Source organism: Methylobacterium sp. J-048, from assembly GCF_022829515.1.
Classification (GTDB): Bacteria; Pseudomonadota; Alphaproteobacteria; order Rhizobiales; family Beijerinckiaceae; genus Methylobacterium.
The window spans coordinates 57,075-78,141 of record NZ_JAKSYL010000198.1; the positions used below are offsets into that span (position 1 = coordinate 57,075).

22 protein-coding genes are annotated in these 21,067 nt (G+C 68.4%); 17 read left to right on the forward strand and 5 right to left on the reverse strand.

From position 1 onward, the window contains the following. Positions 1–26: 26 nt before the first annotated feature. Positions 27–449: a hypothetical protein gene (locus MKL09_RS20210; protein ID WP_244023088.1), complete on the reverse strand. Its 423-nt coding sequence runs from the start codon at positions 447–449 to the stop codon at positions 27–29. A gap of 290 nt (positions 450–739) precedes the next feature. On the opposite strand from MKL09_RS20210, the gene argS reads away from it, so the two are divergent. The 6 genes from argS (at position 740) to tatC (ending at position 7,251) form a co-directional block, all read left to right on the forward strand. Further along, complete coding sequence (argS, locus tag MKL09_RS20215; RefSeq protein ID WP_244023090.1) at positions 740–2,491, forward strand: arginine--tRNA ligase; 1,752 nt, start codon at positions 740–742, stop codon at positions 2,489–2,491. Between the two features lie 49 nt (positions 2,492–2,540). Next, complete coding sequence (locus tag MKL09_RS20220; RefSeq protein ID WP_244023092.1) at positions 2,541–3,893, forward strand: SPOR domain-containing protein; 1,353 nt, start codon at positions 2,541–2,543, stop codon at positions 3,891–3,893. A 410-nt stretch (positions 3,894–4,303) separates the two neighbouring features. Continuing rightward, positions 4,304–5,311: a beta-N-acetylhexosaminidase gene (nagZ, locus tag MKL09_RS20225; RefSeq protein WP_244023093.1), complete on the forward strand. Its 1,008-nt coding sequence runs from the start codon at positions 4,304–4,306 to the stop codon at positions 5,309–5,311. Positions 5,312–5,508: 197 nt separating this feature from the next. After that, positions 5,509–5,778, forward strand: a complete 270-nt coding sequence (locus MKL09_RS20230; RefSeq protein ID WP_244023095.1) for a twin-arginine translocase TatA/TatE family subunit — start codon at positions 5,509–5,511, stop codon at positions 5,776–5,778. 88 nt (positions 5,779–5,866) lie between these two features. After that, positions 5,867–6,454 carry a Sec-independent protein translocase protein TatB gene (tatB, locus tag MKL09_RS20235; protein WP_244023097.1) on the forward strand — a complete coding sequence of 196 codons (588 nt, stop codon included), beginning with the start codon at positions 5,867–5,869 and terminating at the stop codon, positions 6,452–6,454. Beyond that, entirely contained in the window at positions 6,451–7,251 is an 801-nt protein-coding gene (gene tatC / locus MKL09_RS20240) for a twin-arginine translocase subunit TatC (protein WP_244023099.1), read from the forward strand. The genes tatB and tatC overlap by 4 nt, the downstream gene beginning before the upstream one ends. Before the next feature lie 135 nt (positions 7,252–7,386). Here tatC and tyrS read toward each other — a convergent pair whose 3' ends face one another. Continuing rightward, positions 7,387–8,658, reverse strand: a complete 1,272-nt coding sequence (tyrS, locus tag MKL09_RS20245; RefSeq protein WP_244023101.1) for a tyrosine--tRNA ligase — start codon at positions 8,656–8,658, stop codon at positions 7,387–7,389. Positions 8,659–8,781: 123 nt separating this feature from the next. On the opposite strand from tyrS, the gene MKL09_RS20250 reads away from it, so the two are divergent. Genes MKL09_RS20250 through MKL09_RS20260 form a run of 3 tightly spaced genes read left to right on the forward strand, consistent with a single transcriptional unit; the run spans position 8,782 to position 11,696 of the window. Then, on the forward strand, positions 8,782–9,921 hold the full coding sequence (locus tag MKL09_RS20250) for an anhydro-N-acetylmuramic acid kinase (protein WP_244023103.1): 1,140 nt from the start codon (positions 8,782–8,784) through the stop codon (positions 9,919–9,921). A gap of 49 nt (positions 9,922–9,970) precedes the next feature. Next, complete coding sequence (locus MKL09_RS20255) at positions 9,971–11,083, forward strand: catalase family protein (RefSeq protein ID WP_244023105.1); 1,113 nt, start codon at positions 9,971–9,973, stop codon at positions 11,081–11,083. 13 nt (positions 11,084–11,096) lie between these two features. Beyond that, the gene (locus MKL09_RS20260) at positions 11,097–11,696 is read left to right on the forward strand and encodes a DUF3578 domain-containing protein (RefSeq protein ID WP_244023107.1); all 600 of its coding nucleotides are present in this window, start codon (positions 11,097–11,099) and stop codon (positions 11,694–11,696) included. Here MKL09_RS20260 and MKL09_RS20265 read toward each other — a convergent pair. Then, complete coding sequence (locus MKL09_RS20265; protein ID WP_244023109.1) at positions 11,662–12,591, reverse strand: EamA family transporter; 930 nt, start codon at positions 12,589–12,591, stop codon at positions 11,662–11,664. The genes MKL09_RS20260 and MKL09_RS20265 overlap by 35 nt on opposite strands. Positions 12,592–12,815: 224 nt before the next feature. Between MKL09_RS20265 and MKL09_RS20270 the strand changes: the two genes are divergently transcribed. The 3 genes from MKL09_RS20270 (at position 12,816) to ribB (ending at position 15,513) form a co-directional block, all read left to right on the forward strand. Further along, complete coding sequence (locus tag MKL09_RS20270; protein WP_313901197.1) at positions 12,816–13,073, forward strand: addiction module antidote protein; 258 nt, start codon at positions 12,816–12,818, stop codon at positions 13,071–13,073. A 105-nt stretch (positions 13,074–13,178) separates the two neighbouring features. Continuing rightward, positions 13,179–14,315 carry a chorismate synthase gene (gene aroC, locus MKL09_RS20275; RefSeq protein WP_244023111.1) on the forward strand — a complete coding sequence of 379 codons (1,137 nt, stop codon included), beginning with the start codon at positions 13,179–13,181 and terminating at the stop codon, positions 14,313–14,315. A gap of 121 nt (positions 14,316–14,436) precedes the next feature. Further along, positions 14,437–15,513, forward strand: coding sequence for a 3,4-dihydroxy-2-butanone-4-phosphate synthase (gene ribB / locus MKL09_RS20280; protein ID WP_244023114.1), 1,077 nt, complete (start codon positions 14,437–14,439; stop codon positions 15,511–15,513). 4 nt (positions 15,514–15,517) lie between these two features. Here the strand turns inward: ribB and MKL09_RS20285 are convergent, their stop codons facing one another. Both MKL09_RS20285 and MKL09_RS20290 read right to left on the reverse strand, forming a co-directional pair. Further along, positions 15,518–16,135: a LysE family translocator gene (locus tag MKL09_RS20285; RefSeq protein ID WP_244023117.1), complete on the reverse strand. Its 618-nt coding sequence runs from the start codon at positions 16,133–16,135 to the stop codon at positions 15,518–15,520. Between the two features lie 162 nt (positions 16,136–16,297). After that, positions 16,298–17,227: a histone deacetylase family protein gene (locus MKL09_RS20290; RefSeq protein ID WP_244023119.1), complete on the reverse strand. Its 930-nt coding sequence runs from the start codon at positions 17,225–17,227 to the stop codon at positions 16,298–16,300. A 183-nt stretch (positions 17,228–17,410) separates the two neighbouring features. On the opposite strand from MKL09_RS20290, the gene MKL09_RS20295 reads away from it, so the two are divergent. From MKL09_RS20295 to MKL09_RS32065, 5 genes are all read left to right on the forward strand, one after another. Then, positions 17,411–17,989 (forward strand): L,D-transpeptidase, encoded by a 579-nt coding sequence (locus MKL09_RS20295; RefSeq protein ID WP_244023121.1) that lies wholly within the window; start codon positions 17,411–17,413, stop codon positions 17,987–17,989. Positions 17,990–18,151: 162 nt separating this feature from the next. Further along, complete coding sequence (locus tag MKL09_RS20300; RefSeq protein ID WP_244023124.1) at positions 18,152–18,592, forward strand: hypothetical protein; 441 nt, start codon at positions 18,152–18,154, stop codon at positions 18,590–18,592. 100 nt (positions 18,593–18,692) lie between these two features. Next, a complete protein-coding gene (locus MKL09_RS20305; RefSeq protein WP_244023126.1) occupies positions 18,693–20,696 on the forward strand; it encodes an acetyl/propionyl/methylcrotonyl-CoA carboxylase subunit alpha in 2,004 nt (667 codons plus the stop codon). A 16-nt stretch (positions 20,697–20,712) separates the two neighbouring features. Next, positions 20,713–20,943, forward strand: a complete 231-nt coding sequence (locus MKL09_RS20310; RefSeq protein ID WP_244023127.1) for a hypothetical protein — start codon at positions 20,713–20,715, stop codon at positions 20,941–20,943. Further along, complete coding sequence (locus tag MKL09_RS32065; RefSeq protein WP_279606004.1) at positions 20,940–21,062, forward strand: hypothetical protein; 123 nt, start codon at positions 20,940–20,942, stop codon at positions 21,060–21,062. The genes MKL09_RS20310 and MKL09_RS32065 overlap by 4 nt, the downstream gene beginning before the upstream one ends. The last annotated feature ends 5 nt before the right edge of the window (positions 21,063–21,067 follow it).

Here is a 21,067-nt window from a genome sequence, read left to right on the forward strand (position 1 = left end):
GGTCCGGCGAGGGGTATATTTCGCGATCAGCAGCCGCAGCCGCAGGTGAAGCTGCCGTAGCAGCCGCCGGAGCCGTATCCGCCATACCCGCCGCCATAGGCGGCCGGGTAGGCGTAATCGTAGCCGCCATAGGCCGCGGGGTAGCCATAGCCGTAACCGCCCCCGCCATAGCCATAGCCGCCGTAGAGGCTGCCGGCCGCGAGCCCGAGGCCCAGGCCGATGCCCGCCCCGGCCAGCCCGTAGCCGAGGCCGCGCCCGTAGCCGCCGCGGTATCCGTAGCCGCGACCGTAGCCAAAGCCGCGGCCGTAACCCCCGCGCCCGGCGAAGCCGCCGTGATAGCCGCCGTAACCGCCATGGAAGCCGCCGCCCCGGAAGCCCCGCGCCTCGGCGCTCGGCGCCGCCAGGACCACCGCACACAGCGCCGCGCCCGCCATCATCAAGGTCTTCATAGAGATCTCCAAGATCGAGAATTTTGCGATCGGGTCGATCACATAGATTCACGCCGGCCAAGACAAGATGCGCCCAGGTGCTTCGGTAGTCATCGCGTGGGGATAAACTGCGTCCGTTCGACCGAACGCCGATGCGTTTCGATGGCGCGGTTAACGCCGGCTTGCGGCGCGCGGCGGCCGGGAGGTGCAGGCGCCGTGACACCCTCCCGCCCCCTTGCTAGACGGCTTCGTGCGGGCGCAGGCCGAGACGGCCGGGCGGCAGCATCCCCGCGCGAGCGAGACCGAGACCGATGAACATCTTCGCCCTGTTCGAGGCGCGCGTGCGCGAGGCCGTGGAGGCGCTGACCCGCGCCGGCCAGCTGCCGGAGGGCCTCGACCTCGGCCGCGTCGTCGTCGAACCGCCGCGGGACACGTCGCATGGCGACCTCGCCACCAACGCCGCCTTGGTCCTCGCCAAGGAGGCGCGGACCAACCCGAAGGCCTTGGGCGAAGCGCTGGCGGCCGAACTCCGCACCGATCCGCGGATCCAGGAGGCCAGCGTCGCCGGCCCGGGCTTCATCAACCTACGCCTGGCCCCCGAAATCTTTCACGAGGTGGTGCGCAGCGCGCTTGCGGACCCGGAGCGGTTCGGCCGAGCGCAGCTGCAGGGCGGCCCGATCAACGTCGAGTACGTCTCGGCCAATCCGACCGGGCCGATGCATGTCGGCCATGGCCGCGGCGCGGTGTTCGGCGATGCCCTGTGCAATCTGCTGGTCGCGGCCGGCCGGAAGGTGACGCGCGAATATTACATCAACGATGCGGGCGCCCAGGTCGATGTGCTGGCCCGCTCCGCCTACCAGCGCTATCGCGAGGCCCTGGGCGAGCCGTTCGCGATCGCCGAGGGGCTCTATCCGGGCGATTACCTCAAGCCCGTCGGCGCCAGACTCGCCGAGACCCATGGCCGGGCGCTCCTCGACCAGCCGGAGGCCGCGTGGCTGCCGGTGGTCCGCGAAGTCGCGCTCGGCATGATGATGGACATGATCCGGGCCGATCTGGAGGCGATCGGCATCCGGCACGACGTGTTCTTCTCCGAGCGGACGCTCCAGCAGAGCGGGGCCGTGAAGGCCCTGCTTCAGGAGTTGCGCGAGAAGGGCCTCGTCTACGAAGGCCGCCTGCCGCCGCCCAAGGGCCAGTTGCCCGAGGATTGGGAGGACCGCGAGCAGACGCTGTTCCGCACGAAGGAGTTCGGCGACGACACCGACCGGCCGCTGCTCAAGTCGGACGGCTCGTACACCTACTTCGCCTCCGACATCGCCTACCACCGGGCGAAGTACCTGGCGGGTGCCACTGAGCTGATCGACGTGCTCGGCGCCGACCATGGCGGCTACGTCAAGCGCATGCAGGCGGCCGTGAAGGCGGTCAGCGACGGCCAGGCGACGCTGGACGTGAAGCTCTGCCAGCTGGTGCGGCTGTTGCGCGCGGGCGAGCCCGTAAAGATGTCGAAGCGGGCCGGAGAATTCGTCACCCTGCGCGACGTGATCGACGAGGTCGGCCGCGACGCGATCCGGTTCATGATGCTCTACCGGAAGAACGACGCGACCCTCGATTTCGACCTCGCCAAGGTGGTCGAGCAGTCGAAGGACAACCCGGTCTTCTACGTCCAGTACGCCCATGCCCGGGTCCGCTCGGTGCAGCGGCAGGCGCGCGAGGCGTTCCCGGGGGCGGAACTGTCCGCCGACGCATTGCTGCGCGAGGCCGAGTTCGGTCTTCTCGGCGATTCGGGCGAGATCGACGTGATGCGGCTGATCGCCCAATACCCGCGGGTCCTGGAATCGGCGGCGCTCGCGCACGAGCCGCATCGAATCGCGTTCCACCTCTACGAAATGGCGGCCGCGCTTCATACTTTATGGAACAAGGGCAAAGACTTGCCGCAATTACGGTTTGTTAATGCAACCGACCGAAAGTCGACCTGGGCGCGGCTGGCGCTCGTCGAGGCTCTCCGGAGTACCCTCGCGGCCGGCCTCGCGGTGCTCGGTGTGACCGCGCCGGACGAGATGCGATAGGCTCGATGACCATCGGGCCGGTGACCGGCCGTGATGTGAGGATGCTGCCATGACGAACGCTTCGCGCGCTCAGGTCGATTTGGACGCCCTCGCGCGCGATCTGCGTCAGGATCAGGCCCGCGGCGCCGCGGGCGCCAAGCCCGACCCGCTGGCCGAGCTTGCGCGGATCGTCGGGCAGGACGACCCCTTCCGCGCGCTGCTGGCGGCCCGGGACGAGATGCGTGGCGCGGCCACCGCGCAGCCGCAGGCCGCCTGGGATGGCCGGGTCGAGCCGAGCTTCGCCCCTGAGCCGGTCAAGCCAAATCCTGCGGACGCCTTCGACCAGTACCTCGCCTCGGTGGAGCGCGACACGCACGAGGAGCCGGTGGCCTACGGCGCCGACGATCAGCAGGATCCGGCAGCCGCGGAGTACGAGGACGGCCGCTCGCTCCGGCGGGTGAACCCGCGTCGCCGGCTCGCCTCCGTGGGGGCCGGCATCGCGATCGTCGCGGTCGCCGTCACCGGCGCGCTGACCTACAAAGGGCTTCAGGGCTCTGGCAGCGGCGGTGGCGTGCCCGTCGTCCAGGCCGATTCCACGCCCCTCAAGGTCGCCCCGAAGGTCGCTGACGGCGTCGAGATTCCGGACCAGAACCGGCAGATCTACGACAACAACAAGGGCAAGCCCAAGGACGGCCAGATCAAGATCGTCAACCGCGAGGAGCAGCCGATCGACGTGGCCGAGGCGGCTCGCGCGGCGCAGGGTACCGGTCCCGCCGGTGGCGCGCAGAGCGGCACCACGCCGGGCAACGGACCGTTCGAGGCCTTCGGCGAGCCGCGCCGGGTCCGCACCGTGGCGGTGAAGCCGGAGGCCCCGCCCGCGCCGGTGCAGCGCGAAGCGCAGGCCGATGCCGCCCCGGCCCCGATCCCGACCATGGTCCTGCCCACCGACGAGCCGCCGCAACAGACGAAAGCCAGGCCCGGCCGCCAGGCCGCCGCGGCGCTGCCGCCGCCCGCGCCGGAGCCGGTCCAGGCACCTCCGTCCCCCATCCCGGTCGAGGCCGCTCCGGCGAAGCCCGTCGCCATGAAGCCGCCGCCGAAGGTTGCCCAGCGGGTCGCTTCCGTGGCGACGCCCGCGTCGGACGCGCCGGAAGGCGTCGACGACACCGTCAAGACCGGTTCGGTCGGCGGGTTCTCGGTTCAGCTCGGAGTGCGCGGCAGCGCTGCCGAGGCGAAGGCCGCGCTCAAGCAGATGCAGGCCAAGTACAGCGAGCTCGCCGGAAAGCCCGAGCTGATCCGGCAGGCGGAGGTCAACGGCAAGACGATCTTCCGCGTCCGCGTCGGACCGCTGGCCAAGAATGAAGCCGCGAGCCTGTGCACAGCCCTGCAGGGCGAGGGCGGCCAGTGCTTCGTGGCCAAGAATTGAGGCAGCGGTAGCCGGCAACCGTAGCGCTCCGTCCCGAGCATGCTGCCGGGATCGAAGATTTCCGGATGAGGCTCGGGTCCCCTCTCCCGTGCGGGAGAGAGACAGGGTGAGGGGTGCGACTTTTCCGTAGAAACCTGAACCCTCACCCCAACCCTTTCCCGCACGGGAGAGGGGGGCGCGTCGCGGCCTCCGCAAGGCGCTGTGAGAACATCGCACCGAGCGGGGAGGGGGGAGGACTTGAACGCAAGACGCGAGTCCCTCCCGCAACACTCGGTCCCCCTGAATGCCTCAGATGGGCTGGGCACGCGGTTTCGCCTTGCCGGCTCCCATTTCCCGCCCGACTCTGCCGGCACCGATTCGCCGGACCCGCTTTTTCCTCGCCGCACCCGCGTGGCCACTGAGAACCCCGCATGACCGCCCGTGCCCTGATCCTCGGCTGCGCCGGCAAGACGCTCTCCGCCGAGGAGGCCGCCTTCTTCCGTGACGTGCGGCCCTGGGGCTTCATCCTGTTCAAGCGCAACATCGGCACGCCGGACGAGGTGCGCGCCCTGACCGCGTCGCTGCGCGATTGCCTGGGCTCCGCCGCAGCGCCGATCCTGATCGACCAGGAGGGCGGCCGGGTCCAGCGGATGGGGCCGCCGCACTGGCCGGCATATCCGGCGGGTGGGCGCTACGGCCGGCTGAACGGTAGCGCCACCGCGATCGCCCGGCTCGGCGCCCGGTTGATAGCGCACGATCTCGCCGAAGTCGGCATCAACGTCGATTGCGCCCCCGTGCTCGACGTCCCGGCCCCGGGCTCGCACGACATCATCGGCGACCGAGCCTACGGCTCGAACCCGGATTCGGTCGCCGAGATCGGCCGGGCCGTGGCCGAGGGCCTGATCGCCGGCGGCGTCCTGCCGGTTATGAAGCACGTGCCCGGCCACGGCCGCGCCGCCTGCGACAGCCATCACGGCCTGCCGGTGGTCGAAGCGACCCGCGAGGCCCTGGCCGGCCAGGATTTCCGGCCGTTCCAGGCGCTGGCCGACCTGCCGATGGCGATGAGCGCGCACGTGGTCTTCACCGCGATCGACCCAGATCGGCCGGCCACCCAGTCGGCCGCCGTCATCCGCGACGTGATCCGCGGCGCCATCGGCTTTGATGGCCTCCTGATGACCGACGATCTGTCCATGCACGCGCTCACCGGCACGTTCCGCGACCGGACGCAGGCCGCCTTCGCGGCGGGCATCGATATCGGGCTGCATTGCAATGGCGCGATGGACGAGATGCGCGCGGTCGCCGAAGCCGCCCCGGCTCTGTCGGACGAGGCCGCCCGGCGGGCCGCCGCCGCGCTGGCGCGCCTCGACCGCGCCGATGACGGGATCGACCTGCCCGAGGCCCGCGCCCGGTTCGCCGCGGCGCTCGCCACCGCAGCCTAGCGGAGCATCGTTTTCCGAAAGCCGGCAACGGCCTAGCGGGACGCGGCTTCAACCCGCGGCCTTCCACCGCCCCTGCACCCGCCTCTGCTTGTGTTCGGGCGGTCCGATCCCTAGGTTCGCCCGGAAATCTTCAACCGGTCGTGGCGTCACGCACCCACAGGTGGGCGCAGGCAGGTGGACGCACGCAGGAGGTTGCCATGGGCAGCATGAGTATCTGGCACTGGGTCATCGTTGCCGTCATCGTCATGCTGCTGTTCGGACGCGGCAAGGTCTCCGACCTGATGGGCGACGTCGCCAAGGGCATCAAGGCGTTCAAGAAGGGCATGGCCGAGGACGAGACTCCCCCGGCGAGCCAGCCGGTGCCGCCGAGCGAGCCGGTCCGCACCCTCCCGCACACCGCCGAAACGAGCCCCGGGACCGCGATCCCGGCGAGCCATCTCCCGGGCGGCGAGCGCAAGCCGGTCTGAGAGACTGTCAGCGCGCGCGCTGTGGTGTAGAGCCTGACGGGGGTTCGGACTCGGGTCCGGATCCCAGGGCAGCAGGACCGTCGACGACATGCTGGACATGAGTTGGGGCGAGGTGATGCTGATCGGCGGCGTCGCCCTCATCGTCATCGGGCCGAAGGATCTCCCGAAGGCGCTGCGCACCGTCGGGCAGATCACCACGAAGCTGCGCCGCATGGCCGGCGAGTTTCAGATGCAGTTCAACGAGGCGATCCGCGAAGCCGAGCTCGACGAGGTTCGCAAAGAGGTCGATGGCATCCGCAACACCGTCCGCTCGACGAGCACCGGCTTCAACCCGGTCCAGACGATCCGGGACGAGCTGAAGGGCGCAGTCGAGGGTCGGGTCGCCGCAAGGCAGGGCACCGAAACCCTCGGCCCCGAGAAGCCGGCGGCGGATACGCGCTCCCTGGCCGATGCTACCGCGCAGCTTAAGGCTGAGCAGGACGCCGCCGCGCCAACGGGCACCGAAGCCGCGCCCGCTGAGCCGACCGCTCATACCGATCCGCTCCAGCACGCTGCCCCGCCCGAAGCACCGCTCCCGATCCCGGGCTCGGTGGATGATCCCTACGGCCCGCCGCCCGAGCCGCCTGCGACGCACGACACGCCCATGGACCCGAAGAACGGCGCCACCGCCCGATGATCAGCGACGCCGACGAGGCCGAGATCGAAGCGTCCCGCGCGCCGCTCCTCGAACACCTGATTGAATTGCGTTCGCGGCTGATCAAGTCGCTGATCGCCTTCGTGGCGATGTTCTTCTGCTGCTTCTTTTTCTCGCGCAATATCTACAACATTTTGGTCTACCCGTACGTCTCGATCGTGGGCGTGCAGAATGCCGAGCTGATCGCGACGCATTTCCTCGAGCAGGTGTTCACCAACATCAAGCTCAGCGTGTTCGGCGCCGCGTTCCTCGCCTTTCCGGTGATCGCGACGCAGATCTACGCCTTCGTAGCGCCGGGGCTGTACCGCAACGAGCGCAAGGCGTTCCTGCCCTATCTGGTGGCCACGCCGATCTTCTTCGTGCTGGGCGCTCTGGTGGTGTTCTTCCTGGCGATGCCGCTCTTGATCAAGTTCTCGGTTTCGCTGCAGCAGGTCGGCGTCGCCGGCGAGCCGACGATCAAGCTGCTCCCCAAGGTCGACGAGTATCTCTCGCTGATCATGACGCTGATCTTCGCCTTCGGCATCGCGTTCCAGCTGCCGGTGATCCTGACGCTGCTCGGCCAGATCGGCATCATCGACGCGGCCTTCCTGCGCGAGAAGCGGCGCTACGCGATCGTGCTGGTCTTCGTGGTCGCCGCCGTGCTGACGCCGCCGGACGTCATCTCGCAGCTCTCGCTCGCGCTGCCGATGCTGATTCTCTACGAGGCTTCGGTATTCTCGGTGGCCCGCGTCGAGAAGCTGCGCGCGGCGCGGCGGGCGGCGGACGGGCTGGATCCGTAAGGATCGGATCGACAAGTCTGGGTTTCAAAAGGTCACGGACTTTTTGCGGGTCCAGGGCAGAACCCTAGCGCCTCGGGGCTGCGCGCCCCGAACCCCGCCAAAGGGCCGGAGGCCCTTTGGAAACCCGATCTTGCACTACGCCGTCCGCAGCAGCACGTGCCGTTTCTTGCCGAAGGACAGCTTGATCACCCCGTCTGCGGTCAGGTCCGCCGGCGTCAGCATCGCCTTCTCGTCCGTCACCGCGGCGTCGTTGACCCGCAACCCGCCGCCCTTGATCTGGCGCCGCGCCTCGCTGGTCGAGGGCACGAGTCTGGCGATCTCCGGCCCGAACGCGGTGAGCACGCCGAGCCCGGCTTCCAGGGTCGCGGCCGGCACGGTGACGCTCGGTAAATCCGCAGCGAGGGTGCCCTCCACAAAGGTCTTCCGCGCGGTCTCGGCGGCGGCCTCGGCGACCTCGCGGCCGTGCATCAGCGCGGTGGCCTCGGTGGCGAGCACCATCTTGGCCGCGTTGATCTCGGAGCCGGCGAGCGCCGCGAGCCGCGCGATCTCTTCCATCGGCAGCAGCGTGAACAGCTTGAGGAAGCGGGCCACGTCCGCATCCTCGGTGTTCCGCCAGAACTGCCAGTAATCGTACGGCTTGAGCATGTCCGGGTTCAGCCAGACCGCACCGGCGGCGGTCTTGCCCATCTTGGCGCCCGAGGACGTGGTCAGCAGCGGGCAGGTCAGGGCGTAGAGCTGGGGCGTGCCCATGCGCCGGCCGAGATCGATGCCGTTGACGATGTTGCCCCACTGGTCCGAGCCGCCCATCTGCAGGATGCAGCCGTAGCGGCGGTTCAGCTCGACGAAATCGTAGGATTGCAGGATCATGTAGTTGAATTCCAGGAACGACAGTTCCTGGTCGCGCTCCAGGCGCAGGCGGACGCTGTCCATCGACAGCATGCGGTTCACCGAGAAATGGCGGCCTATGTCGCGCAGCATCTCGATGTAGTTGAGCTTGGTCAGCCACTCGGCGTTGTCGACCATCACGGCGTCGCCCGCGCCCTCGCCGAAGCGCAGGAACCGGTCGAAGGTCTTGCGGATCTCGGCCTTGTTGGCGTCGATCTGCTCGACGGTGAGGATCTTGCGGGTCTCGTCGCGGCCGGACGGGTCGCCGACCCGGGTGGTGCCGCCGCCCATCAGGGCGATCGGCTTGCCTCCGGTGGCCTGCAGCCAGTGCAGCATCATGATCGACAGCAGGTGCCCGACATGGAGTGAGGCCGCCGTGCAATCGTAGCCGACATAGGTCGTCAGCCGCCCTTCGGAGGCCGCAGCGTCGATCCCGGCGAGGTCGGAAGTCTGGTGGATGTAGCCGCGCTCGGTCAGGATCCGCAGGAAGTCGGATTTCGGCGCAAGGCTCTCGGAGGTCATGGCTGCGGTCTCGGGTCGCCAGCCGGCGCGACAGGCCGAGGCTCTGCGTGCTAGCTCGCGCTGGGGTCAGGATACGGCGCGCTCTTAGCAGGGCGTTCGCCGAAAGGCACGGGGCAGGGCGGAATGGCGATGATGCGCGCGATCGGGCTGATGAGCGGCACCTCGCTGGACGGCGTCGACATCGCGCTGATCGAGACCGACGGCGAGCGGGTCCACGTGGTCAAAGGCCCGAACAACTTCCTGGAGCCCCTGGGGCCGACCGGGTATCGCGGCTATTCCGATGAGGAGAAAGCGCTCCTGCGCGCCGCCACCAAAGATGCCGAGTCGGTGCTCCATCCGGGCGACCGGCCCGGGCGCCTGCCCGAGGCAGAGGCGTTCGTAACCCAGGCCCATGCCGAGGCGGTGGAGCGTTTCCTGGCGGAGAACGGGCTTCAAGCAGATGAGATCGACGTCATCGGCTTCCACGGCCAGACCGTGATCCACCGGCCGGACCAGCGCATCTCCATCCAGATCGGTGACGGACAGGTGCTCGCCACCCGGCTCGGCATCCCGGTGGTCTCGGACCTGCGCCGGGCCGATATCGAGGCCGGCGGCCAGGGGGCGCCACTGGTGCCGGTGTTCCACAAGGCGCTGGCCGAGGCTTCGGGTTTCGACGGCCCGTTCGGCATCCTCAATATCGGCGGCGTCGCCAACGCGACGCTGATCGATTCCAAGGGCGGCGTGATCGCCTTCGACACCGGCCCCGGCAATGCCCTGATCGACGAATGGATGCAGGAGCGTGAGGGCAAGAACCTCGACGATGGCGGGCGCACCGCCGCCCGCGGCCGCGCCGACGAACCGCTGCTCGCCTGGCTGCTGATGCACCCGTTCTTCTTTCGCCGGCCTCCGAAATCCCTCGATCGGAACTGGTTCTCGCACAAGCTCGCCGGCCAGCTCTCGACCGAGGACGGGGCTGCGACGCTCACGGCCTTCACGGCTCGGGCGGTGGCCCGGGCGCTGGACCACGCCCCCGAGATCCCGACCCGCTGGATCGTGGCTGGCGGCGGCGCGCGCAACGGCGAGTTGGTGCGGTTGCTGAACTATCACCTGCGCGCCGAGATCACGACCGCGGACGCGATCGGTTGGTCCTCGGCCTACCTGGAGGCCCAGGCCTTCGCGTATCTCGCGGTGCGCTCGCTGCGGGGCCTGCCGATCACCTTCCCGCCGACCACCGGGGTGCGCGAGCCGATGACCGGCGGGGTCCTGGCGCGACCGAATGCCTGATCCCCGCGTCGGAAACCGATGTACGGCCCGGCGGTTGGCTCCCGATAGGATGCGATCGGGATTAAAGACCTTGGCCGAGACTTATCTGCGCTACCACGACGGCATCGAGACGCCGGCGCCGGACGAGAACGACACCATCGACGCGATCATCGCGTCGATGACCCGCGAAAGCGAGACCACGGCCAGTCGTTACGGCCACGCGGTGCGTGCCTCACACGCCAAGGTCAGCGGTGTGGTCATCGGCGAGCTTCAGGTGCCGGACGACCTCCCGCCCGAGCTGAAGCAGGGCCTGTTCGCCAAGGGCGGCACCTATCCGGTGATCGTTCGATTCGCGCAGGGGCCGGGCGAACTCCTGAAGGACAGCGTCTCGACCCACCGGGGCATGGCGATCAAGGTGCTGGGCGTCGAGGGCGAGAAGCTGCCCGGCCATAGCGCAGCGACCCAGGATTTCGTGCTCGCGACCGGCCCGGTTTTCCCGAACCCGGATGCCAAAGGGTTCCTCGGCAGGATGAAGCAGCTGGAGGCCGGCACGAAGGCGCCGGAAGCCGTGAAGGCTGCCGTTTCCGGGACCGCCCGGGCCATCGACACCGTCGTGAAGGCCGTGACGGGGGAGAGTTCGCCGCTCCTCGATTTCTTCGGGCACGAGCCCCTGCATCCGCTGGCCGAGCCGTATTATTCGCAAGCCGCGCTCCGCTACGGCGACCATGTCGCCAAGATCGCGGCCTTCCCGGCTGGCTCGAAGCAGGAGGCCCTGGCCGGCGAGAAGCTGCATCCGGGCGAGGACCCGGACGCGTTCCGGCATGCGGTCACGGCTTATTTCGGAGGCGATACGGCCGTGTTCGAGATTCGCGCACAACTCTGCACAAATCTCAACGACATGCCGGTCGAGGATGCGTCGAAGCGCTGGGACGAGGCGGCGAGCCCCTATCGCACCGTCGCGCGCCTGGTCCTGCCGGCGCAGGATTCCCGATCCGAAGCGCGCACCCGCTACGCCGACGATGTCCTGTCCTTCCGGCCGGCCCACGCTCTCGCGACGCACCGCCCGCTCGGTTCGCTGATGCGGGCGCGGCTCAAAACCTATCAGGCGCTCTCCAATTTCCGCCACGGGCGCAACCAGATTCCCGGGACGGAGCCGACCGCGATCGAGCAGGTGCCGGCCTGATGCCGGTCGCGATGTGAGCCTCGGCCACGCCCTGCGCCGGATCGTCGAGGAATACCCGCTCGCCCGGCTCGATCCGCCGGCCGGGCATCCCCTGGCGGCGGTGATCCGGCGCGGCGCACCGGACGAGCTGCGCGACGCCCTCGACACCATAGACGGCCCGTTCCTGGTGAAGGGCAGCCCCGGACGCGGCAGCCACTGGGCGGCCGTGCCCTGGCTCGCCGTGTTCGACCCGACTGTGACCACCAGCGCCACGCGCGGCTATTATCTGGTCTACCTGTTTCCGGCCCACCGCGAGGTCGTCCACCTGTCGCTGGCGCAGGGGACGGTGGCGGCGATCCGCAAGCACGGGTCACGGACTGACGCCTATCTGCGCGCCAGCGGCGATGCGCTGCGCACGCGCCTGTCCGACTTTGCCGAGAGCCTGCCGAACCGGTCCATCACCCTCGGCAGCGCGGGTGACCTGCCGAAAGGCTACGAGGCGGCGCACATCCTCGGTCTCAGCTACGACCTCGGCGGTTTGGGGGACGAGCGACGCCTGCGGGCGGATCTCGCTGTCGGGGTCGCGGCTTATCGGGCGCTCAAGGCGCGGGGCGGGCTCGCGGGGCAGCCGTGATAGTGGATGCGGGACGAGGCCCCCCGGCTCGCCGCTGACGAAGCCATGCCACGAGCACGTTCAGCGCGATCCCAAAGAAGATGAGCGCTGCGCCCGCCGCGTCGGCGGCTTCGAACGGTTCGTCGAGAAACCAACGCGAGCTGGACATGCCGATGATCGGGATCAGCAAGGCGAACGGCGTCACCGTGACGGCGGGGTAGCGGCTGAGCAACCGGTTCCAGAGCGCGAAGGCGAGGATCGTCGTCGGATAGGCGATGAACAGAACGGCGCCCCAGGTTTGCGCATCCGCCCGCCGGAACGCGGACGCGATGGCGTCGGGTCCTTCGATCACCAGCGACAGGACGAGGAGCGGCGGTGCCGCCACTAGACTGCCCCAGACCATCAGGGCGAGCATGTCGACGCGGCCAGCGGCCTTCACGATCACGTTGGCGACGCCCCAGAACAGGGCCGCCCCGATGACGAGCAGAAAGGGCCCCAGAAGCGCATGCTGTCCCTGCCAGACGGCGATGACGCCGACCCCGCAGCCGGCGATCAGAGCGCTGAGCAACTGGAGCCAGCTCGGACGCTCGCCGAAGACCAGGAAGGCGAGCCCGATCGTGAAGAAGACCTGCGTCTGAAGCACCAGCGAGGACAGGCCCGCCGGCATGCCGAGCGCCATGCCTAGAAAGAGAAGGCCGAACTTCACGACCCCGAGAATGAGGCCGAACGCGACGACGATGCGGAGGGAAGTCCGCGGCGGCTTCAAGATCAAGATGCCCGGGAAAGCCGCGAGCAGGAAGCGCAGGCCGGTCAAAAACAACGGCGGAAAGGCCACGAGGGCAATCTTGATCGCCACGAAATTCAAGCCGAATATCGTGACCACCACGAGCGCGATGCATATGTCCACCACCAGCATCCCGCATGCTCCCGGCTTTCCAAGCACATCCGTCAGCGACGGCATCGTGCATGGTCAAGCGTGAGCACGCGATGAGCCAAGTCCAGGTACAGTTCCGGCCGATCCACCGAAACTGTCCGGCCTTTCGAACAAGATAGTTTGACCCGAGCATCCCTGTCGGTCTGATGTTGTTATTTCAACACATTTACATCATTTGATATGAATAATTTGGACTTACGGCCCCGATGATTACCAAAAACCACTCCTGGGATGTCGTAGAACATCTTGATACGCCCGAGCGCATCGCCCTCTACATCGAGGCAATGCTCGAAGATGGCGATCCTGCGCTCATCGCTTCGGCCATCGGCGACTTGGCGCGGGCGCGCGGCATGGCCCAGATCGCGGCTGAGACAGGGCGATCGTGCGAGAGTCTCTATCGAGCCCTGTCCGAGAAGGGGGAACCCACAGCTCGACACGCTGGTGGGCGTCCTCAAGGCGATTAGCCTGAGACTCAGCGTTCAGCCGATAGCCGGCTCGGAGCCGGCATAAGATTTTGCGCGGGAAGACGGTTTGTGCCCCCGGCGCTCCCGCGCTAGACGGGCCGCGTCATGTCTCACAACACGTTCGGCCACCTGTTCCGCGTCACGACCTTCGGCGAGAGCCACGGGGTCGCGCTCGGCTGCGTGGTCGATGGCTGTCCGCCCGGGCTGGCGCTGGAGGCCGACGAGATCCAGGCTGAGCTCGACCGCCGCAAGCCCGGCCAGTCGCGCTTCACCACCCAGCGCCGCGAGCCCGATCAGGTGAAGATCCTGTCGGGGGTGTTCTCGGACGACCGCACGGGCGGGCGCCAGTTCACCACCGGCACGCCGATCGCCCTGATGATCGAGAACACCGACCAGCGCTCGAAGGATTATTCCGAGATCCGCGACAGCTATCGGCCGGGCCACGCCGACTACACCTACGACGCCAAGTACGGGATCCGCGATTATCGCGGCGGCGGCCGGTCCTCCGCCCGGGAGACCGCGGCGCGGGTCGCCGCCGGCGCCGTGGCGCGGAAGGTGATTCCGGGCATCACCATCCGGGCGGCCCTCGTCCAGATGGGGCCGCACGCCATCGACCGGTCCCGCTGGGACTGGGCCGAGACCGGCAACAACCCGTTCTTCTGCCCCGACGCCGAGGCGGCCGCCCAATACGAGACCTATCTGGACGGGATCCGCAAGGACGGCTCCTCGGTCGGCGCGGTGATCGAGGTGGTCGCCGAGAACGTGCCGCCGGGCCTGGGCGCCCCGGTCTACGGCAAGCTCGACGCGGATCTCGCCGCCGCCATGATGTCGATCAACGCCGTGAAGGGGGTCGAGATCGGCGACGGGTTCGCGGCCGCCGCCCTGCGGGGCGAGGACAATGCCGACGAGATGCGGGCCGGCAATGACGGACGCCCGCGCTTTCTCGCCAATCATGCCGGCGGCATCCTCGGGGGCATCTCCAACGGCGAGCCGGTGGTGGTGCGTTTTGCCGTGAAACCGACCTCCTCAATCCTGACCCCGCGCCGCTCCGTGACCCGCGACGGCGCCGAGGTCGATCTCATCACCAAGGGCCGCCATGACCCCTGCGTCGGCATCCGCGCCGTGCCTGTAGCGGAGGCCATGATGGCCTGCGTGCTGGCCGATCACTATCTACGCCATCGCGGGCAGGTGGGAGCGGCCTGTCCCGCCGGGGCTGTGCCCGATCGCGCCGCGATCGGCTAAGCTCCGAATCCGGACTTTTCACAGGCTCGCGCGCGCCGGACCGGGATCCCTGTCGGCGACGTGCGAGCCAGGCCTTTCCTCCCCTCGCGGGGCGGGGAGATGCGAGACGAGAGAGCGATCCGTGCCCCATTGCACCGTCACCGAGGCCATCGCGGCCTTCGCCCGCGGCGAGATCGTGGTCGTCACCGACGATGACGATCGCGAGAACGAGGGCGACCTCGTCGTCGCGGCCTCGCTCTGCACGCCGGAGAAGATGGCGTTCATCATCCGCAACACCTGCGGCATCGTCTGCGCGCCGATCACCCAGGACGAGGCCCGGCGGCTGCACCTCGATCCGATGGTGGCATCGAACGACGCGCCGCTCGGAACCGCCTTCACGGTCACGGTCGACGTCAAGCACGGGCTGACCACCGGCATCTCCGCGGAGCAGCGCTGCAACACCGTGCGGGCGCTCGCCAACGGCAACATGGGCGCCGGCGATTTCGTCAGGCCCGGCCATGTCTTCCCGCTGATCGCCCGCAACGGCGGCGTGCTGATGCGCTCGGGCCATACCGAGGCCGCGGTCGACCTGTGCAAGCTCGCCGAGCTGCCGCCGGTGGGCGTGATCTGCGAACTCGCCAACGACGACGGCACCGTGATGAAGGGGCCGCAGATCGAGGCGTTCTCCGAGACGCATGGGCTGAAGCGCGTCTCGGTCGCCGACCTGATCGCCTATCGGCAGGCCCGCGATCGGCTGGTCGAGCGGGTTGGGCATTTCTCCGTCCAGTCCAGCCACGGCGATGTGACGGCCTACGCGTTCTCGACGCCCTTTGAGGCGATCCAGCAATTCGCCTTCGTGATGGGCGAGATCGGCGACGGCCGGAACGTGCTGGTGCGGCTTCACCGCTCCAATGTCGCGGCCGATGTGATCGGCGGCGGCAAGCAGATTGATGCCGTGCTCAAGCGCTTCGCGTCCGAGGGCCGTGGGGTGCTGGTGTACCTGCGGGACGGGACGGCCGGCGTTCCGCTGAAGAGCGCCATGGAGGAGGGGACGGAGGCCCTGCGGGCCCGCCAGTGGCGCGAGGTCGGCCTCGGCGCCCAGATCCTGCGCGACCTCGGCGTCGTCTCGATCCGCAACCTCGCGACCTCGGCCCGCTCCTATGTCGGCCTGTCGGGCTTCGGCATCGAGCTGCTGGGCGACGAGCCGCTGGAGGGCTGATCGGTCAGGCCCGGCGCGCGACGGTCCAAACCGCCGCGCCGGCCATGATGGCGGCCGCACTCCGATTCAGCCGAGCGCGGAACACGGGTTTTCGCAGCGAATCGCGCGCCCGTGCCGCCAGGGCGGCATAGGGCGTCATGACCGCCACCAGCACCAACGCGGTCAGGCCGACGAGAGTGGCGTAATCGGTGCCCGTGACGGTCCGGAGATCGACCAGAGTGGGCAGCACGGCGAGATAGAAGACGATCGTCTTTGGGTTGGCCAGGGTGATGGTGATCCCGGCGAGGAAGCTCGCCAGCGGCCGGTCGGCCGGCCCGCCCTCGATCCGATCGGTTTTCCCGGCTGAGCGCCACAGGCGGACCGCCAGATGAGCGAGATACAGGCCGGCGCAGAGCCGGACGACGACGAAGACGTCGCCCAGCGTTTCCGCAATCAGGGTCAAGCCGAACACCGCCGCGGACAGGAAGGTCAGATCTCCGAGGATCAGCCCCACCGAGAACGCCATGGCAGCTCGGAAGCCTGAACTGAGCGCTCGGGCAATCAGCGCGACGACACCGGGGCCGGGTACGGCGGCCGCCACGCCGAGCGCCAGCGCGTAAGTGAGAAAGCCGGTAAGGGTCATCGATCGCTCCCCGAACGGACCGGAGGCGCATTCCGTTCACCGACCCGCATCCGCGAAGGCGGGGCGAAGCGCTTTGACGCCAGCATGAGTCCGATTCGTTCCCGAATCGGCCAATCATGCCGCGGTTCGCGCCGTCTGCAAACCGAATCGGCTTGCGCGCCGTTACCGCCCCATCAGCGCGTCCACATGGGCGGAGACGGATTTGGACAGCCCCTCCAGGCTGTAGCCGCCCTCCAGCACCGAGACGATCCGGCCGCCGGCGCAGCGCTCGGCCAGCTCCATCAGCTTGCGGGTCGCCCAGCCGAAATCCTCCGCTTCCAGCCGGAGGTTCGCCAGCGGGTCGAGGCGGTGGGCGTCGAATCCGGCCGAGATCACGATCACGTCGGGCCGGAAGCTCTCCAGCCGCGACAGGATGCCGGCCTCGAACGCCTCGCGAAACACCGCGCCGTCGTCGTTGGGCCGCAGCGGCACGTTTACGATCGTATCCTTCTCGCCCCGCTCGGAGGCGGCGCCGCTGCCTGGGAACAGCGGCATCTGGTGCGTCGAGCAGTAAAGAACGCTCGAATCGTCCCAGAAAATGTCTTGGCTGCCGTTGCCGTGGTGGACATCCCAGTCGACCAGGGCCACGCGCTCGGCGCCGTGCTTCTCCCGGGCGTAGCGGGCCGCGATGGCGGCATGATTGAACAGGCAGAAGCCCATGGACCGGGTCCGCTCGGCATGGTGGCCGGGCGGGCGCATCGCCACGAAGGCGTTGCGGCACTCGCCGGCCATGACCGCGTCGAGGGCGTGGTTGGCGCCCCCGATCGCCCGCAAGGTCGCCTCCAGGCTGCCGGGCGACAGGATCGTGTCGGCATCGATCCCGACCATCCCGTGCTCCGGCACGGCGGCCACCAGCGCGTCGACGTATTCCCGGGGATGCGCCAGGGTGGCCACTTCGACCTCCGCCCGCGGCGCCGCAACCCGCACCAGACCGACGAAGCGCTCGTCTTCAAGGGCGCGTTCGATCGCCCGCATCCGCGCCGGCCGCTCCGGATGCCCTTCCGGAACCTCGTGGTCGAAACTCGCGGGATGGCTGACGTAGAGGGTGGTCACGACGGTCGCTCCCGGATGCGGTCCTGTCGCGCGCCTGCAACAGGATCCGGCAATGTGCCATGGGCGCAACGCGCGGACTACGGCGGTGTGCCGGCCCTGCTTATAGTTGCTCAAATCTTCCGCGGGACGCGTCGAGACGGGGTTGGCAATCCCGACGTCCGGAAGCCGTCCGAGGACAGCCGCATGCGCATCATCCCAATCATCGCCTGTGCCGCGCTGCTCGGAGGCTGCACGTTCAAGTCCGTGCCGGATCCGAAAATCTCGGCCCGCGATGCGGAGTTCATGGCTCTCGTGCCCGAGGCCGAGTTCGACCCGCACTTCGCCCGCTACCAGGTGAGCGACCCGACCGGGCAGCCCCCGGGCACGATCGTCGTGGAGACCAGGGAGCGCCAGCTCTACCTCGTGCTGCCGGACGGCAAGGCGGTCCGCTACGGCGTGTCGGTGGGCGACGAAGCCTATGGATGGACCGGCACCGCCACGGTCGACCGCAAGGCGGAATGGCCGGCCTGGAATCCGCCGGCCGAGATGATCAAGCGGTGGCCCCACGTCCACGCCATGCAGGGCGGCCCGATGAATCCGCTCGGCGCCCGCGCCCTCTACCTGGCGGATCACGGCAAGGACACGCTCTACCGCATCCACGGCACCAACGAGCCGGAGAAGATCGGGCAGGCGGTCTCCTCGGGCTGCATCCGGATGCGCAACATCGACGTGGTGGACCTGTTCAATCGCGTCCCCGTCGGGGCCACGGTCATCGTCCGGTAACGCAACTGATCAACTTCCCAATAAGCCTGCTTGCTCGGTCCGTGTTTACCTGAACTTCCGTTCAGACCTTGCCGTTAACTTCCGGCAGGGGGGCCGTCCCGTAAGTTCAAATCACACCGGGACAAACACCGACCACAGCAAAGGTCGGAGGAGCAGGCAGCCATGACCATGATTTCCGTTCAACAGTTCTGCAACCATGCGGTTACGACTGGCGCGATCAGCGACGAGGACCTCCTGGTCCTCAAGCGCGAGGTCCTGCCGGAGGGAATCATGAGCCGCGACGAGGCCGACATGCTGATCGCCCTGGAGCGGGCCGTGATCGGCTCCGACGCCTTCGCGGATTTCCTGGTCGCCTCCGTGGTCGACTTCGCCGTGTGGGGCCTGCGCCCGACCGGCTATATCGACCGCGAAGTCGCGGCCTGGCTCGCCGGCTCGCTCACCGGCCGCGACGGCCCGAGCCCGGTCGGTGCCCGAATCGCCATGGAAATCGTCCGCGAGGCGCAGGGCAGCGCCGAGGCCCTGATGGCCTTCGCCCTTGATGCCAACCGCTGGACCCGCGAGGCGAGCCAGGCTCCGCGCATCACCTTCGCTCTCGCGGCTTGACGCCAAGGCCAAGGCGCAGCTTCCGTCCGCGGCGCAACTGATCTATCGGGACAGTCAAGCCGGTCTGCAATCCGGCGATCTCGAAAGCGATGCGCCAGCGATGTTCGATAAGATCCTGATCGCCAACCGGGGCGAGATCGCCTGCCGGGTCATCAAGACCGCCCGCAAGATGGGCATCAGGACGGTCGCAGTCTATTCGGACGCCGACCGCGATGCGGTCCACGTCGCCATGGCCGACGAGGCGGTCCATATCGGCCCCGCCGCCGCCGCGCAGTCGTACCTCGTCATCGAGAAGATCGTCGAGGCCTGCCGGCAGACCGGCGCCCAGGCGGTCCATCCCGGCTACGGCTTCCTGTCCGAGCGTGAGGCCTTCCCGAAGGCCCTCGAAGCCGCCGGCATCGTGTTCATCGGCCCCAATCCCGGCGCCATCGCCGCGATGGGCGACAAGATCGAATCGAAGAAGGCGGCCGCAGCCGCCAACGTTTCCACCGTCCCGGGCTTCCTCGGCGTGATCGAGAGCCCCGAGCACGCTGTCGAGATCGCCGACGGGATCGGCTACCCGGTGATGATCAAGGCCTCGGCCGGCGGCGGCGGCAAGGGCATGCGCATCGCCCATTCGTCGGGCGAGGTCGCGGAGGGCTTTGCCCGCGCCAAGTCGGAGGCGTCCTCGTCGTTCGGCGACGACCGGGTGTTCGTGGAAAAGTTCATCACCGACCCGCGGCATATCGAGATCCAGGTGATCGGCGATAAGCACGGCAACGTAATCTATCTCGGCGAGCGCGAGTGCTCGATTCAGCGTCGCAATCAGAAGGTGATCGAGGAGGCGCCGTCGCCTCTGCTCGACGCCGAAACCCGCCGGAAGATGGGCGAGCAGGCCGTCGCCCTCGCCAAGGCTGTTTCTTACGATTCCGCCGGCACGGTCGAGTTCGTCGCCGGCCAGGACAAGTCCTTCTACTTCCTCGAGATGAACACCCGCCTCCAGGTCGAGCATCCGGTGACCGAGATGATCACCGGCCTCGACCTCGTCGAGCTGATGATCCGGGTCGCGGCCGGCGAGAAGCTGCCGCTCACCCAGGAGCAGGTGAAGCTCGATGGCTGGGCGGTCGAGAGCCGCGTCTACGCCGAAGATCCGACCCGCAACTTCCTGCCCTCGATCGGCCGCCTGACCACCTACCGGCCGCCCGAGGAGGGCCGGCAGGGCACCGCGATCGTGCGCAACGATACCGGCGTGGAGGAGGGCGGCGAGATCGCGATCCACTACGATCCGATGATCGCCAAGCTGGTGACCTGGGCCCCGACCCGCGCCGAGGCGATCGCCGCGCAGGGCGATGCGCTGGACGCTTTCGCGATCGACGGCATCCGCCACAACATCCCGTTCCTCTCGGCGCTGATGGCCCATCCGCGCTGGCAGGCGGGTGAGCTCTCCACCGGTTTCATCGCCGAGGAGTTCCCGAACGGCTTCGTCGCCCCGGAGCCCGCGGGCGCGGTGGCGATTCGCATGATGGCCGCGGCGGCGGCGATCGACCACAAGCTCAACCAGCGCAAGCGCGGGATCTCCGGGCAGATGCGCGCCCCCGGCCTGTTCGCGTTCGAGCGCGACCGCGTCGTGATCCTGGCCGGCCAATCCTACCCCGTGACCATCGAGCCCGAGGGTGAGGACCTGATCGTCACCCGGGACGATGGCACGTCGCTCTCCGTGGCGAGCGCGTGGCGCCCGGGCGAGCCGGTCTGGATCGGCACGATCGGCTCCGAGCGCGTCGCCATCCAGGTGCGCGGCTTGCTGAACGGCGTGTTCCTGCAGCACGCCGGCGCGGCGGCCGAGGCGCGGGTCTTCACACGCCGCGAGGCCGAACTCGCCGCGCTGATGCCTGTGAAGGAGCAGGCCGGCTCGGGCAAGCAGGTGCTCTGCCCGATGCCGGGCCTCGTGAAGCAGATCCTGGTGACCGAGGGCCAGGAGGTGAAGAACGGCGAGCCGATCGCGGTGGTCGAGGCGATGAAGATGGAGAACATGCTTCGCGCCGAGCGCGACGCCACGGTCGCGAAAATCCACGCCAAGGAAGGCGACAGCCTTGCGGTCGACGCGGTAATCCTGGAATTCGCTTGATCGTAGCGCGTTCGTCGTGAGTGCGGTTCACAACGAGCAAACGAAGCTTCTGGCCACCGCGCTGAACAACATCGCGGTGGCTTACGTCGTCATCGGTTTTGTGACGCCAATTACCGCGATTAGTTTCGGGATCGCGAACGCGCCCCCTCTACGTCCGGCAACCGCCTTTTTTGTGGCGATCTGGCTTTGCACGGCCATCGGCTTACATTGGATGGGCAGACGCGTGCTGCGGAGCATCAGGCTATGAGCTCGGGCGAAATCTTCGTGACGTTCGTGATCCCCGCCATCACGCTCGCGGTGGCCTATGCGGCGATGCGTGCGAACGAATGGGCCGTGCAGCGCGACGAGCGCAAATCCGGGAAGTAACTCGG